Raw genomic sequence first — 14,197 nt, 5'->3', positions numbered from 1 at the left:
CCGAACTTCACCTACACAGGAGATGCGAGCATGGGATACGTCACCACCAAAGATGGGGTTGAGATCTTCTACAAGGATTGGGGCCCCCGCGATGCGCAGGTCATTCATTTCCACCATGGCTGGCCGCTCAGTGCCGATGACTGGGATGCCCAGATGCTCTTCTTCCTGGCCCAGGGGTTTCGTGTGGTGGCGCACGACCGCCGCGGGCATGGGCGCTCGAGCCAGGTGTGGGATGGCCATGACATGGACCATTATGCCGATGATGTGGCTGCGGTGGTCGATCACCTTGGCACCCAAGGCGCTGTTCATGTCGGCCACTCCACAGGCGGCGGCGAGGTCGTGCACTACATTGCCCGCCATGGGCAGGATCGCGTGTCCAAGGCTGTCATCATCAGCGCGGTGCCGCCCTTGATGGTCAAGACTGATGCCAATCCCGGCGGTCTGCCCAAGTCGGTCTTCGACGACCTGCAGGCCCAGCTCGCCGCCAATCGCGCGCAGTTCTACCACGACATCCCCTCGGGCCCGTTCTATGGCTACAACCGCCCGGGCGCGAAGCCCTCGCAAGGCACCATCCTCAATTGGTGGCGCCAAGGCATGATGGGCAGCGCCAAGGCTCACTACGATGGCATCGTTGCTTTCTCGCAAACCGATTTCACCGAGGACCTCAAGCGCATTACCCTCCCCGTCCTGGTCATGCACGGCGACGACGACCAGATCGTGCCCCATGAGAATGCCGGGGTGCTCTCGGCGAAGTTGCTGCAGAACAGCACGCTGAAGCTCTACGCCGGGTTCCCCCACGGCATGCCAACCACCCATGCCGAAACCATCAATGCTGACCTGCTGGCCTTTGTCCGCGGCTAGCCCTCGCTTATCCCGCTCTGCGCGCTTGGCGCGGGGCTGAGGCGACTTCTTCGCGGTGGATGGCACCGGCTTTGCCGGTGTTCGCGGGTGAACCCGCTCCCACAGGAATTGCGTAGGTCTTAAGAGCGACGCAATCCCTGTGGGAGCCGGCGAAGCCTGCGATAGGCTGCCCAGCAGCCCCAGGCCCTCGAATGCGGTGTCCGTTTCAAGGAGAGCGATATGACCATTCGCAGTCTGGCCAAGAATCTTCCAGCCGACCCTGACAATGCGGGCTGTGTGCTGGGTTGGGGTGTACTGAGAGACCGGCATCCGTGGCATTTTGTGGATGTGTATGCCGACCAGCAAACCGCCAAGGCCGAGGCCGAGCGTCGCGGGGAGGGCTATGTCGTGGAATATGGCTCGCACCGCCTGGGCACGGATGACTTCGTTTGCGGAATAAGCCTGCCTGAAGGTTGATGTCATCCACGACGGTATGTCGTGAAGTGCCTCATACGAACGTACGAACCCATAATACGAATTGTTATGTGCGTCTAATTGTCGCCCCGTGGGTGAGCGGAAACACTAAGGCCCTCTACCAACCACCAGGGGCCAACAATGAAACTGACACCTACCCCGCCTTTGAAACCCAGCCACTGGATGACGGCGACCGCCTTGCTGCAACAGGCCACGCAGCCGCTGCGAGGCGACCACGATGCCGACGTGGTGATCATCGGTGGCGGCTTCGTCGGCCTGTGGACTGCCCTGACGCTCAAGGAACAAGAACCGGACGCCCGGGTGAAGGTACTCGAACAGCACGTCTGCGGAGGTGGCGCATCCGGTCGCAACGGTGGCTTCGTCATGTCCTGGTGGCCGAAGATCGGTACCCTGCGCAGCTTCTGTAGCGAAGAGCAGGCACGCATGCTCGGCGAGAGCGCGGAACACGCCATCACGGAGCTCGGTACCTTCTGCGAACGCCATGGCATCGATGCGCACTTTCGCCAGAGCGGCTGGTTGTGGACGGCCACCACGCCGCAGCATGTCGATACCTGGAACGCGACGCTGGCCGCTTGCGAGCGGCTGGGCGTTCAGCCATTCGAGCGCCTGGAGGCACGCGAAGTCGCCAGGCGCACGGGTTCATCAGTCCACCTGGCGGGCGTGTTCGAGCGCAGCAATGCCACCGTGCAACCGGCCCTGCTGGTTGAAGGCATGCGTCGCGTAGCGCTGGCCAGCGGTATCGAGATCCATGAAAGCACGGCGGTACAGCAAATCCAACCCGGCCAGCCAGCCAGCGTGAAGACGGCCCAAGGCTGCGTGCGCGCCCGCTCAGTGGTGCTGGCGGTCAATGCCTGGGCCGCTGCCCTGCCCTCGCTCTCGAAGCTGATCGTCCCGGTCAACAGTTCGATCGTGGCGACCCGGGCCATGCCTGAGCGCCTGCACGAAATCGGCTGGACCGGCGGCGAATCCATCACCGATTCGCAACTGATGGTCGATTACTACCGCACGACCCATGACGGACGCATCGCCTTTGGCAAGGGCACCGGGGCCATCAGTTTTGGCTCGCGCATCGGCCAGGTGTTCAGCGAAGACGATGCGAGCCTTGCACTGACCGAAGCCGACCTGCGCCGGACCTATCCGATGCTGCAGGGCATTCCCGTCGAAGCCCGCTGGTCTGGCCCGATCGATCGCACCTACGACAGCCTGCCGGTGTTCGGTCGCCTCGACGGCCACGCCAACATCCACTACGGCATCGGCTGGAGCGGCAACGGCGTAGGCCCAAGCCGCCTGGGCGGGCGCATCCTGGCAAGCCTCGCGCTGGGTCGTCAGGACCGGTGGAGCCAGTGCCCACTGGTGGAGCGCAACTGCCGCACCTTCCCGCCCGAGCCTGTGCGCTATCTGGGCGGCTCGCTGGTACGCAATGCCGTATTGCGCAAAGAGCGCTCGGAACTGGCTGGACAACCGCCTGCCATCCTGGACCGTTACCTGGCCCGGTTCGCCCCGGCCGGCCTCGAAGACAAAGCCTGAGGAGTTATCCCATGTCCCTGATCCGCATCCGTCTGGATGACCAACCCGACTTCAGCGAATTCACTGCACTCGGCCACGATGGCGCCCAGGCGCGAACCGCTGGGCATCGCGCCCTGCCCGATGGCAAAGGCACCACTGGCATCTGGGAGTGCACCCCTGGCACCTTCCGTCGCCAGGTCGCCCAGGCCGAATACAGCTATATCGTGGCCGGCGAAGGCAGCTTCACCCCCGAGCACGGCGAGGCCATCGAGTTCCAGGCAGGCGACGCGCTCTATTTCGAGGCCAACACCCAAGGCACCTGGGTGATCCGCCAGACCGTACGCAAGACCTACCTGATTCTCGACTGACCGCACTTAACGCACGCTTTCCCACAGACAATACGAGGTACAAGAAGTGGGTGTACAACAACAGATCCCCCAGGAATCAGGCCTAAAGGCCCATGCACTGGGGCGCTTCGAAACGCTTGGCATCATCATTGGCACCAACATCGGCGCAGGCGTGCTCAGCATGGCCTTCGCCGCCCGCAAGGTCGGCTACATCCCGTTGCTGGTCTGCCTGCTGGTGACCTGCCTGTTCTGCGTCATCACCATGCTCTACGTCGCCGAAAGCTGCCTGCGGACCCGCCAGAACCTGCAGTTGAGTGGCCTGTCCCGCAAGTACCTGGGGGCATTCGGCGGCTGGCTGATCTTCTTCGCCGTCGCCGCCAACAGCTATGGCGCACTCATCGCCTACATCAGCGGCAGCGGCAATATCCTCGCTGACTTCTTCGGCCAATACGGCCTGAGCCGGCAACAGGGCAGCTTGTTGTTCTTCATCCCCGCTGCATTGGTGCTGTACCTGGGGCTCAAGGCGCTCGGTGTGGCTGAGAAGCTGATCAGCACGGGGATGGTACTGATTGTCTGCCTGCTGATCGGCGCCACCGTACTGCACGAAGACTCGACCCTGGTCCACCTGTGGCAGAGCCAGTGGCAGTACGTGGTACCGATCTTCAACCTGGCGGTGTTCGTGTTCGGTGCGCAGTTCCTGGTGCCTGAGATCGTGCGGGGCAACTTGGAAACGCCCAAGCGCATCCCCGGGCTGATCATCGGCGGCATGCTGCTGACCCTGGTGCTGGTGGCGGCCATCCCGGCATCGGTCATCGCCCTGGTCGGAACCGAGCATTTGAGCGAAGTGGCGACCTTGAGCTGGGGCAAGTCGCTCGGGCAGTGGGCCTATTACGTGGCCAATACCTTTGCCTTGCTGGCCATGCTGACGTCCTATTGGGGGCTGGGCGGATGCCTGTTCACCAACATTTTCGACCAGATGCGCCTGGGCGATGAAAGCAACAAGCGCAAGCGGTTAGTCGTGCTGGCCGTGGTGACGCTGCCACCGATCCTCGTGGCCTATTCCGGCTTCAGTGGCTTCGTTAACGCGCTGTACTTCGCCGGCACCTTCGGCGGCGTGCTGATGGGCATCATCCCGATCCTGCTGCTCAACGCGGCACGCAAGGCAGGCGATCAGGCACCAGCGTTCACCTGTGGCTGGTACGCGCACCCGCTGATTCAGATCGTCATCGTGCTGATCTTCCTCTCCAGTGGCGTGTACGCGGTGCTGTCGGCGCTGGGTATGCTGCCCGCCAGTTGGTGATGCCGCACGCTTGAGGCAGTATGGGAGCCCACCCTTGACCACCGCCTGGAGCGGCCTGCGCATGTTGCAACGCGTTCGTGACCTGATTGCGATACCGGAACTTCGTTCGCGCCTGCTCAGCGGTGCCCAAGGGTTGGACCACAAGGTACGCTGGGCCCACGTCTGCGAGCTGCCCGACCCCACCGAGTGGCTGGGTGAAGGCGACGTGCTGATGACCACCGGCCTGGGCATCCCCCGGGTACCGGCCGAGCAGCACACCTATGTGACACGCCTGGCCCAAGCGGGGATCGCCGGCATGATGATCGGCGAGCACATGCAGGCTCCGCAGGACATCAGTGCCCTGGTCGAGCAGGCCGAAACGCTGGGGTTCCCGGTGATCCTCACCGAATACGGCGTCCCCTTCGCCGCGGTGACCCGCGCGATCATCGATGCCAATCAGCAAGATGAGTTCGCACGGCGCGGGGCCTTGGCCAAAGTCTATGAAAGCGCTCGCCTGAGCATTCAGGGCCTGGGGCTACCCGCGCTGCTCCAGCGCCTTCAGACAGATATCCAATGCTGCCTCTACCTGGTATCGCTGGATACCTTCACCCCCTGGGCCCATGGCCTTGGGTCAACGCCGCGCAACGCCTGCATGTGCACAAGCAGACCCTGGTCTATCGGGTACGCCGTATCGAAGCGATCAGCGGCCGCTCCCTGGACAATACCGCCGACGTCGCCACGTTCTGGTTTGCCTTGCAAAGCGCTTTGGCTATCGGCTGTTCATTCTGATGCCTGCTGCTATTCAAAACAGTACCCAAGCAGAGTACGCCATCAAGCATCGGACGGTCGCTCGGGCGCGCTCGCCCCAACCATGAGCCCTTGGGCAATGGCACTGGCTTCAAGCTTGGCGCGCTCCGCGTCCAGAAAAACATACGCAGCTTGCAAGGTGGCGATCTTCGCTTGAATGTCGGCCATCTTGCTGGCGACCAAGGCTGCGCCTTGCGCGCAGTTGATCGAATTACCCCGTTTGGCCGCCAGGATGTTCCCAATCTCAGCGAGTGAAAAACCCGCCCCCTGGGCGCTCTGAATGAACGCCAGGTCAATAACGGTCTGCTCGCTGTAGCTGCGGTAATTGTTGGCCTGTCGATGGGCGACGATCAGCCCGAGTTGCTCGTAATAGCGCAATGCATGGCGGCCCAGCCCACTTCGGCGCTCCAATTCTCCGATATTCACGTAAAAAAACCTTGACTGTAGAGCAGGCTCTACACCTTAGCCTGCGCCCATCATCCAAACAAGGAATCAGGCATGAGCGTGGAATGCTTCGTCACAGGCGGCAGTGGGTTTGTGGGTCAACATTTGCTGGCTCGTCTCACCGCGACAGGGCACAAGACCTGGGTGCTCATGCGCAATCCTGGAAACCTCGAGCGGCTCAGAGAGCAAGTAGGCCGACTGGGCGGGGACCCTGCGTATGTCCATGCCGTTCAAGGCGACATCAGCCTAGAGGAGCTTGGACTCAGCGAGGCGGACAAGGAGTGTGTGTCTTCGGCCTCGGTGGTCTTTCACCTTGCGGCGGATTTTTCCTGGGGACTGACGATGGAACGCGCCCGTGCCGTGAATGTGCAAGGGGCGCTGAGCGTCGCCAGGCTTGCGGCGAGCCTGGACATCCGATTGCTCATGGTGGGCGGCTTCATGCTGCAAAACCTTGCCCACCTTGCCAGTATCGGCGTTGATAACGAGCGCCCTGAAAACACAGATTGGCCTGCAGTCTACGCCCGTGTGGGAGGCTACGAAGGCAGCAAGATCGAATCCCATTTCGCAGTCATCCGTTATATGCAGGATGCCGGCGCGGATTACACAGTCGTTCATCCTGCTACGGTATGTGGCCACAGCGAGACTGGGCATATTCCGCAAGGACAACCTCTGGCCGACCTCATTCGAAACCTGGCACAAGGCCGGTTCAAAGCGATCCCCGGCTCCGCCAGCCACTGGCTGCCATTGGTCAGCGTCGATTACCTGGTGAAGATGATAACCTGCGTGGCGTTCGACCCCTCGATGGCCAACCGGCAGGTCCTGGCGCTCTATGAGCACACACCGAACCTGCAGGGGATGCTCGCGCAGATCGCAGGAACGCTGCAGGTCAAGGCACCCCGCCGCCATGTACCGATAGGGCTGCTCAGGTGGATTTTGACGATTCCGGGCCTCGCGGCCCGACTCGCGATCAGCGCCGAGTCGTTGGACTTCATTCAGACCCAGCGCTTCGACATGCGTCATAGCGAGCATCTGGAGCGCAAGTATCAGTTCACACACCCCGACATGGCGCGAACGCTGGAAAAGACCGTGCGCTACGTCAAAGGTTACTTGCCCCACTGAGGCAACCCGGTTGTGAGGGGCCGAGCACTACCTGTGACAGTAGGCCCATGCTCCAAGCACATGCCACAAGCCCCGGTACCTATCGATAGAAGCGCCTTGGGCACTCAAAAGCCCCGTGACAAGGAACGTATTCATGCAGTCTCATCTCGGCAAAGGCGTCCTCTTTGCCCTGGGCGCCGCAGCCCTGAATGCAACAATCGGCGTTCTCAGCAAGGTATTGATGAGCAGCGGTTTCAGCGCCAGCAGCATCGCCTTGATCAAGACGGTCCTCGGCTGCCTGTTGCTCTCGGTAATGCTGCTATTGCTCAAGCGGCCCGCGACCACGGCCAAGTAGATCCCTGCAGCGGTTTGTGCCTTTCTCGGCATTTTCGTGCTGTTCCACTTTGAAACGTCAGCCTACAGCCACTACGCGGCGGCGGGCGTGGTCGTCATTGTGATGGCGAGCGCTTCCATTTCCTCGATCCTGCTGGGACGCCTGGTCCTTGGTGACTCCATCACCGTCAACGCAACGGTAGGTGCCGGCTTGACGATCGCCGGTATTGCGGTGATTTTCGGCGCAGACCTGGGCCAAGGTTTCACGCCCCAAGGCGCAATACTGGCTTCGATTGGCGGCTGCGGTTATGGCGCATTTTCGGTTGCAATGAAGCGCATGGGGGTTTGCGGCGGGCTGCATTTCACGCGGCAACTTTTGTTTTTCGGAAGTCTTTACCTGCTAATGCCGGCCGCGACCGATGGTTTCATCATGGGCGAACTGTCGTTGTCGGCGATCACGGCGTTATTGGCGTTGGCGGCATTGCCGACCATCCTGGGTTTCTTTTGTACCACCAAGGCCATCGAGTATTTAAAGCCATCGCAGGTCCAAGCGCTGGAACTGACCGAACCGTTGTTCGCTGCACTGCTGGCGTTCGTGATGCTCAATGAGGTACCGCCAGACACCCTGTATCTGGGGGCCGGATTGATTCTCTTTGGGCTGTGCTTCTCCAACGAGCTGATCCGACTGGGCAAGAAAGAGCCACAGGCGTCCGGCGTGTAGATCGTTTTTGGCGGATAGTCCGAAACGGCGAACCAGAGCGAGCACGCGCACCGAGGCGCGCCTGCTCGCACCGCTGTATCACCAAACCGCGATGTCGTAGGTTAGGTAGATCCGGTTGCTGTCGCGACCGCGGGAGAAATCAGAACGGTAGACATAGTTGCGCAGTTTCACACCCAACCCTTTGACGGGCCCGGACTGCACAACGTAGGCGAGTTCCACATCACGCTCCCATTCGTTGAGCTCGGCGTCAGCGGAGCGACCATTGTCCCCGCTCAGGTAGCGCGCCATGAAGGTCAGCCCGGGGATGCCGGCCGCTGCAAAGTTGTAGGCGTAGCTTGCCATCCAGGTTTTCTCTTCCTCCTCGATGAACTTGCCGATGCCCACGTTGCTGAACGAGTAGACCGTCGCACCGCTGATGTATGGCAGCCCAGCATCACCGTCGAGCACCTGGTAACCGGCACCGACGGTGTGCCCGGAGTGGGTATACGACACCTGCCCACTGAACATGTCGTTGTCGATCTTGCCACCGTAAGCGGCTCCGCTGTCGCGGCTTTTGAAGTAGCGCAAGTCAGTGGTGAACACCCCGCCGGCCAGCGGCAGGTCGTGTACCAGGCCGGCATAGTCCTGGCGGTAGAAATGTTCGAGCTGGCCGTGAAAGTAGCTCACCCGCAGTTGCTTGTTGATGGCGTAGTCAGCGCCAGCAAAGCTGAAATCGCCAGACTCGTCGCCACCATAGCCATCCAGGTACAGGCCCGTGCTATCGGACGAGTCCCGCTGCTTGAAGCGATCCAGGTGGCCGGCAGTCAGGGTCAGCCCTTCGACATCGGTACTGGTCAGTTGCGTGCCCTGGTAGGTCTGAGGCAACAACCGCGCATCGTTGTAGACCAGCACCGGCGTCTTGGGCAGCAAGGTGCCATGCTTGACCACGGTCTGCCCCAGGCGCGCCTTGGCCGTCACCCCGGCGCTGGCGAATTCGTCTGCGGCACGGCCATCGTCGTGGACCGGCAGCAAGCCGGTACCGCTACGGCCACGTCCCGAATCGAGCCGAACGCCTACGAGCCCCAAGGCATCTAGCCCCAACCCCAGTGGCCCTTGGGTAAACCCTGATTGGTAATCGAGTAAAAAACCCTGCGCCCATTCCACCCGCTCACTTTTGGCGTTGGCGGCGGCACGGGGGCTCATGCCCTGTTCGTCGCGGAAGTTTTCGTTGAAGTAGACGTTGCGCAGCTGCAGTTTGAGCTTGCCATCGTCGATAAATCCGGCAGCGCCGGCCACAGGCAGCCAGCCGCAGAGCAGGCCACAGGTGGCCCCACGGAAAACAGCTCGGGACATGTTCGGTACTCTAGTTGTTGTTCTTGGATAGAGGTGGGCGCCGCAAGCGCTCCGATGCAAATCAGACGAAGAAGGACAAAGCGCCTGTGACCAAGGCCAGCGCGGTGATGACCAGCGATGTCAGTACCGCCCACTTGACGGTGGCCTTCTGGAAATCGCCGATATCGCGATCGACCATGCCCACCAGCAGCAGGGTCGAGGCCACCAACGGGCTCATCAGGTGCACCGGCTGCCCCAACACCGAAGCGCGGGCGATTTCAACCGGGTCGATGCCATAGGCGGCAGCCGCGTTGGCCAGGATCGGCACCACGCCGAAGTAATAGGCGTCGTTGGACAGCACGAAGGTCAGCGGCATGCTGGTCAGCGCCACCACCAGCGGGAACCAGTGGCTCCAGGCCTCGGGAATCCAGTCGACCAGAGTCTGCGCCAGGGCATCGACCATCTTGGTGCCGGAGAAGATCCCCGCGAAGATACCCGCGGCGAACACCAGCAACACCACGGTCATGGCATTGCCCGAATGGGCGAGGATGCGTTCCTTCTGCAGCTCCAGCTGCGGGTAGTTGATCATCAGCGCTGCGACGAAACCGATCATGAACAACAGCGCGGAGTGCATCACGCCCATCACCAAGGCCGTCATCACGGCAATCACCAGCACCAGATTCACGTACGCCAGCCGTGGGCGCTTGTGCGGGTTGTCGCCGAGGATTTCCTTGATGTAGCAATTGCCGCCACCAGACTCCAGGGCGATGTTGCCGATGCGCCGACGCTCGGCGCGGCCCAGCAGGTAGGCGGTGAACACCACCCAGGCCGCTCCGCCGATCACAGTCGGGAGCATCGGGATGAAATATTCGGTCGCGTCCAGCCCGAGCGCGGCGATGGCCCGCGTTGCCGGTCCACCCCAAGGGCTCATGCCACTCATGATGCTCAGCGACAGCATGGACACCGTGGCCAGGATCATCGGGTTCATGCCGATACGCTTGTACAGCGGCAGCATGGCCGCACACGTAATCATGTAGGTGGTGGTGCCGTCACCGTCGAGTGCTACCAGCAGCGACAGCAGTGCCGTACCGATAGCGATCTTGATCGGGTCGCCATTGACACGCTTGAGGATCTTGCGGATCAGCGGATCGAACAGACCGGCATCGATCATCAGGCCAAAGAACAGAATGGCGAACAGCAACAGTGCCGCCGAGGGCGCCACCATCTTCAAGCCATCGAGCATCATCTTGCCCAACTCGGGGGCAAAACCACCGATCACCGCGAAGGCAATGGGTACCACGGTGAGCGCAACGATCGGAGACAGGCGTTTACTCATGATCAGGTAGGTGAAGGTCACCACCATGATCAGGCCCAGGAGTGCGAGCATGGTTATTTCTCTTGTTTTTATTCTATTGCGGCCATCGGCAAGGCAGACGGCCCCCTACCCCACTCGACATCGCTGGGATGTCGAGTGGGATTCTAAGTCAACAATGGGAAGTGAAAGAGACCTTCAGCTGTGATGCCGAGGTTCGGCAGACCAGTCCGCCCGAGACGCTTGCTCCTCGTCCGGTGCCACCGGAGCGCCATTCAGGCGGCGCAGCAATGTCTCCCGCTCACAAGCGTTTTCCGACAATGAAATGACCACTGTGGCCACGGCATTGCTGGCCAGGCTGGTCAGGGCGCGCGCTTCGGACATGAAGCGATCGATACCGATCAGCAAGGCCAAGCCGGCCAAGGGGATGTCGTGAATGACCGTCAGGGTCGAGGCCAGTGCCACAAAACCGCTGCCGGTCACACCTGCGGCGCCTTTGGACGACAACAGCATGATCGCCAGCATCGTCAGCGTCTGGCCGAGGCTCAGATCGATGTTGCAGGTCTGGGCGATGAAAACCGCTGCCAGCGACAGGTAGATGGCGGTACCGTCGAGGTTGAAGGAATAGCCGGTTGGCAGCACCAGCCCCACCACACCTTTCTTACAGCCAAGCTTCTCGAGTTTTTCCAGCATGCGCGGCAGAACGGGCTCGGTGGACGATGTGCCGAGCACCACCAGAAACTCCTCGCGGAAATATCGGAGCAGCTTCCAAAGACTGAAGCCATGCGCACGGCAGATACCCCCGAGCACCACCAGCACGAAGAACGCGCAGGCGATGTAGAGCGTGCCGACCAGCTTGGCCAATGCGCCCAGGGAAGTCACGCCGTACTGCCCGACAGTGAACGCCAGCGCACCGAAAGCGCCGACCGGGGCGAAGCGCATCAGATAGCCGAAGATGCGAAACACCATGCTCGAGGCCGATTCCAGCACATCAAGTACCGGCTTGCCCTTTTCGCCCATGGACGACAGGGCAAAACCGCTGAGCACTGCGATGAACAGTACCGGCAGCACTTCACCTTTGTTGAACGCCCCGATGAAGGTGTCCGGGATGATGTGCATGAAGAAATCGACCACGCTGAGCTTCGCCGCAGACGCGGCGTATTGACCAAGGCCCTCGGTGCTAAGGGTGGCTGGGTCGATGTTCATGCCTACACCCGGGCGGAACAGGTACACCGCAGCCAGGCCGATCACCAGACTGATCACGGTCAGTACCAGGAACAGCAGCAAGGTCTTGCTCATCAGCCGCCCCAGAGAGCGCTTGTCGGTCATGCCGGCGATACCGGTCACGATGGTGCAGAACACCACGGGGGCGATCATCATCTTGATCAGTTTGATGAACGCATCACCCAGTGGCTTGAGCGCAACGGCCTGTTGCGCCCAGAAGTGCCCGACCACCACGCCCAGCAGGACGGCGCAGAGGATCTGGAAATACAGTGACTTCGCGAGTTTCATGAGGCATCACCCATTGTTGAAATTGTGCGGATGCGCTGGTGCCGATGTGCTGCAAGCCCTGCCTACCCTGCCAGCCTGCGCAAGGTTGGGGCGTAGACGAAGCCAGAAAACAGTCGGCGGGCGGTTCTCACCACAGAGGCCTGGAGCGTTTTGCCATCGGGACCACTGCGCGAAAGCGCGACGTCGATGCCGCCACTTGGATGCTCCAGGCGGACTTCTTCCAGGTGCTGTGCTTGTTCGCCAAGCATGTCCATGATCACGGTGCCAGGGCTGACGCAGGCAGTCGCCAGGCCGATCGCACCGGTGATGGCCAGGGCACGGTGACAGTTGTGGGGCATGAAGTACCGCACCTGCAGTGTGCCGTCATAGCACGGCGGGGAAACCAGCACGGGCTTGGGAATCACCATGCCGCTGACGTCACCCAACCCCATCGCCTTGCCGGCCTTCAGGCGCAGAGCCTCCAGACGCTGCAATAGGCGTGTGTCGGCATCCAGCTGCGCCGGAGTCTCGGAGCCGGTCACACCCAACTGGCTGGCCTCGACGATCATCATCGGCATAGCCATGTCGATACAGGTCACCGGCACGCCATCGATCATGTCCTGGGCCTGGCCTGTGGGGAACAGCTTGCCGGTCTTGCTGCCCACAGCGTCGAGGAAGGTCAGGTGCACCGGAGCAGCGGTGCCAGGTACGCCGTCGATCGCCGTGCGGCCTTCGTAACGCACAATGCCACCTGGTGTTTCCACCAGCGAATTGACGAAGGTGTTGGTGTTCAAATTACGGATACGCACCAGGGTCTTGCCATCCTGGGCCTTGACCAGCCCCTGCTCGATGGCGAATGGGCCAACGGCGCACAACATGTTGCCGCAGTTGGGCGCTGTATCGACCCGGCGCTGGGCGACCATGACCTGGACGAAAAGGTAGTCGACGTCGGCGTCGGCATGCAACGAGGGGCTGACGATTGCCACCTTGCTGGTTTGTGGGCTACCACCACCGATACCGTCGATTTCCAGTTCATGCCCGGAACCCATCAGGTTGATCAGCAATTCGTCGCGTTCGACCACATTGGCAGGCAAATCCCATGCGTGGAAAAAAGGCCCCTTGGAGGTGCCGCCGCGCATGAGTACGCAAGGAATTCGTTGCATGATTTCGCACTCTTGTTGATCAATGGACATCATTGATGTTGTGGACACAAGATTGACAGGGATAGATAAATCAATCCAATGCAAATATCGTAGGTATTATTGCGATTGATGAATCAATACATAGCCTGGGCCAAAGAGCGATTCGAGATGGAATACGAACTCCAAGACATACGATCTTTCGTGAAAATCGCCGAACTAGGCAGTTTCCATGAGGCGGCAGAAGCGTTGCACCTGTCGCAGCCTGCCCTGAGCCGGCGGATAAAAAAGCTTGAGGAAGGGTTGGGCACTTCCCTGCTGGAGCGCACGACCCGCCGCGTCAGCCTCACCAGCGTCGGGAGGGATTTTCTGCCCAAGGCCAGGCGCCTGCTGGATGACTTCGAGGATTCGATCCTGAGCATTCGAGAACTCGCCGAACGACAGACCGGCCAGGTCACCCTCGCCTGCATCCCGACCGCAGCGTTCTATTTCCTGCCGTCGGTGATCCGTGACTACAACGAGCAGTACCCGAAGATCCGTATTCGCCTGCTGGACCTCAGCGCCAACGATGGGCTCGAAGCCGTGTTGCGGGGCGAGGCCGATTTCGGCATCAACATGATGAGCGGCCAGCACCCCGACATCGAGTTCGTATCCCTGGTGCAGGAGCAATTCGTCCTGGCCTGCCGCCGGGACCACAAGCTGGCGAACCGCGATGCCGTCACCTGGACAGAACTGGCCGACTACCGCCTGATCGGCGTAGGCCGCCTGAGCGGCAACCGGATGCTGTTGGACCACGCATTGTCCGGGCTCAACCTGCGGCCCAAGTGGTTCTATGAGGTCCAGCACCTGTCCACCTCGCTGGGCATGGTCGAAGCTGGGCTCGGCGTGTCGGCCATGCCCAGCCTGGCCATGCCCAGCGCGGACCATCCGACATTGGTCAGCGTGCCACTGATCGAGCCTCAGGTGACTCGCACCTTGGGGTTGGTCTATCGCCGAGGGGCGTCGCTGTCGCCGGCGGCGGAGAAGTTCGTGTCGATCCTGTTGGACAAATGGCCCAACCGATGAGCGATACGC

The 14,197-nt window shown here is 61.3% G+C and carries 12 protein-coding genes and 2 pseudogenes; 9 read left to right on the top strand and 5 right to left on the bottom strand.

The genetic code is table 11. The annotated features are described in order from the left end of the window. Positions 1-30: 30 nt before the first annotated feature. The 6 genes and pseudogenes from IEC33019_RS05335 to IEC33019_RS27705 form a co-directional block, all read left to right on the top strand. A complete protein-coding gene (locus IEC33019_RS05335; protein ID WP_070091564.1) occupies positions 31-861 on the top strand; it encodes an alpha/beta fold hydrolase in 831 nt (276 codons plus the stop codon). Positions 862-1,080: 219 nt separating this feature from the next. After that, positions 1,081-1,317 (top strand): hypothetical protein, encoded by a 237-nt coding sequence (locus tag IEC33019_RS05330; protein WP_070091565.1) that lies wholly within the window; start codon positions 1,081-1,083, stop codon positions 1,315-1,317. Between the two features lie 138 nt (positions 1,318-1,455). Beyond that, the gene (locus IEC33019_RS05325) at positions 1,456-2,862 is read left to right on the top strand and encodes an NAD(P)/FAD-dependent oxidoreductase (protein ID WP_070091566.1); all 1,407 of its coding nucleotides are present in this window, start codon (positions 1,456-1,458) and stop codon (positions 2,860-2,862) included. An 11-nt stretch (positions 2,863-2,873) separates the two neighbouring features. Beyond that, complete coding sequence (locus tag IEC33019_RS05320; RefSeq protein ID WP_070091567.1) at positions 2,874-3,209, top strand: cupin domain-containing protein; 336 nt, start codon at positions 2,874-2,876, stop codon at positions 3,207-3,209. Positions 3,210-3,255: 46 nt separating this feature from the next. Then, a complete protein-coding gene (locus tag IEC33019_RS05315) occupies positions 3,256-4,488 on the top strand; it encodes an aromatic amino acid transport family protein (protein WP_070091568.1) in 1,233 nt (410 codons plus the stop codon). A gap of 61 nt (positions 4,489-4,549) precedes the next feature. Further along, positions 4,550-4,906, top strand: a pseudogene (locus IEC33019_RS27705) (PucR family transcriptional regulator ligand-binding domain-containing protein); the annotation flags it as partial. A 392-nt stretch (positions 4,907-5,298) separates the two neighbouring features. Here IEC33019_RS27705 and IEC33019_RS05300 read toward each other — a convergent pair. Continuing rightward, a complete protein-coding gene (locus IEC33019_RS05300; protein ID WP_070091570.1) occupies positions 5,299-5,700 on the bottom strand; it encodes a MerR family transcriptional regulator in 402 nt (133 codons plus the stop codon). Between the two features lie 72 nt (positions 5,701-5,772). On the opposite strand from IEC33019_RS05300, the gene IEC33019_RS05295 reads away from it, so the two are divergent. Both IEC33019_RS05295 and IEC33019_RS05290 read left to right on the top strand, forming a co-directional pair. Next, positions 5,773-6,837, top strand: a complete 1,065-nt coding sequence (locus tag IEC33019_RS05295; RefSeq protein WP_070091571.1) for an SDR family oxidoreductase — start codon at positions 5,773-5,775, stop codon at positions 6,835-6,837. Positions 6,838-6,970: 133 nt separating this feature from the next. Beyond that, positions 6,971-7,870: pseudogene (locus tag IEC33019_RS05290) on the top strand (DMT family transporter). Positions 7,871-7,948: 78 nt separating this feature from the next. Here IEC33019_RS05290 and IEC33019_RS05285 read toward each other — a convergent pair. From IEC33019_RS05285 to IEC33019_RS05270, 4 genes are all read right to left on the bottom strand, one after another. Continuing rightward, positions 7,949-9,202, bottom strand: a complete 1,254-nt coding sequence (locus IEC33019_RS05285) for an OprD family porin (protein WP_070091572.1) — start codon at positions 9,200-9,202, stop codon at positions 7,949-7,951. 61 nt (positions 9,203-9,263) lie between these two features. Beyond that, positions 9,264-10,568 carry a CitMHS family transporter gene (locus tag IEC33019_RS05280; RefSeq protein WP_070091573.1) on the bottom strand — a complete coding sequence of 435 codons (1,305 nt, stop codon included), beginning with the start codon at positions 10,566-10,568 and terminating at the stop codon, positions 9,264-9,266. A gap of 123 nt (positions 10,569-10,691) precedes the next feature. Continuing rightward, positions 10,692-12,005: a C4-dicarboxylate transporter DctA gene (gene dctA, locus IEC33019_RS05275; RefSeq protein ID WP_070091574.1), complete on the bottom strand. Its 1,314-nt coding sequence runs from the start codon at positions 12,003-12,005 to the stop codon at positions 10,692-10,694. A 62-nt stretch (positions 12,006-12,067) separates the two neighbouring features. Further along, entirely contained in the window at positions 12,068-13,147 is a 1,080-nt protein-coding gene (locus IEC33019_RS05270) for a 4-oxalomesaconate tautomerase (RefSeq protein ID WP_081337406.1), read from the bottom strand. A 147-nt stretch (positions 13,148-13,294) separates the two neighbouring features. Between IEC33019_RS05270 and IEC33019_RS05265 the strand changes: the two genes are divergently transcribed. Continuing rightward, positions 13,295-14,188, top strand: coding sequence for a LysR family transcriptional regulator (locus IEC33019_RS05265; protein WP_070091576.1), 894 nt, complete (start codon positions 13,295-13,297; stop codon positions 14,186-14,188). Positions 14,189-14,197 lie beyond the last annotated feature (9 nt).

The sequence above is a fragment of the Pseudomonas putida genome, from assembly GCF_002741075.1.
GTDB lineage: Bacteria > Pseudomonadota > Gammaproteobacteria > Pseudomonadales > Pseudomonadaceae > Aquipseudomonas > Aquipseudomonas putida_T.
The sequence above is the reverse complement of the archived record's forward strand: the minus strand, read 5'-3'. Positions and strand labels throughout refer to the sequence as shown.

What these genes read in the sequence shown, in the direction of transcription:
- IEC33019_RS05335 (WP_070091564.1), top strand. Translation starts at nt 31, where the DNA reads ATGGGATACGTCACCACCAAAGATGGGGTTGAGATCTTCTACAAGGAT.
- IEC33019_RS05330 (WP_070091565.1), top strand. Translation starts at nt 1,081, where the DNA reads ATGACCATTCGCAGTCTGGCCAAGAATCTTCCAGCCGACCCTGACAAT.
- IEC33019_RS05325 (WP_070091566.1), top strand. Translation starts at nt 1,456, where the DNA reads ATGAAACTGACACCTACCCCGCCTTTGAAACCCAGCCACTGGATGACG.
- IEC33019_RS05320 (WP_070091567.1), top strand. Translation starts at nt 2,874, where the DNA reads ATGTCCCTGATCCGCATCCGTCTGGATGACCAACCCGACTTCAGCGAA.
- IEC33019_RS05295 (WP_070091571.1), top strand. Translation starts at nt 5,773, where the DNA reads ATGAGCGTGGAATGCTTCGTCACAGGCGGCAGTGGGTTTGTGGGTCAA.
- IEC33019_RS05285 (WP_070091572.1), bottom strand. Translation starts at nt 9,202, where the DNA reads ATGTCCCGAGCTGTTTTCCGTGGGGCCACCTGTGGCCTGCTCTGCGGC.
- IEC33019_RS05280 (WP_070091573.1), bottom strand. Translation starts at nt 10,568, where the DNA reads ATGCTCGCACTCCTGGGCCTGATCATGGTGGTGACCTTCACCTACCTG.
- dctA (WP_070091574.1), bottom strand. Translation starts at nt 12,005, where the DNA reads ATGAAACTCGCGAAGTCACTGTATTTCCAGATCCTCTGCGCCGTCCTG.
- IEC33019_RS05270 (WP_081337406.1), bottom strand. Translation starts at nt 13,147, where the DNA reads ATGCAACGAATTCCTTGCGTACTCATGCGCGGCGGCACCTCCAAGGGG.
- IEC33019_RS05265 (WP_070091576.1), top strand. Translation starts at nt 13,295, where the DNA reads ATGGAATACGAACTCCAAGACATACGATCTTTCGTGAAAATCGCCGAA.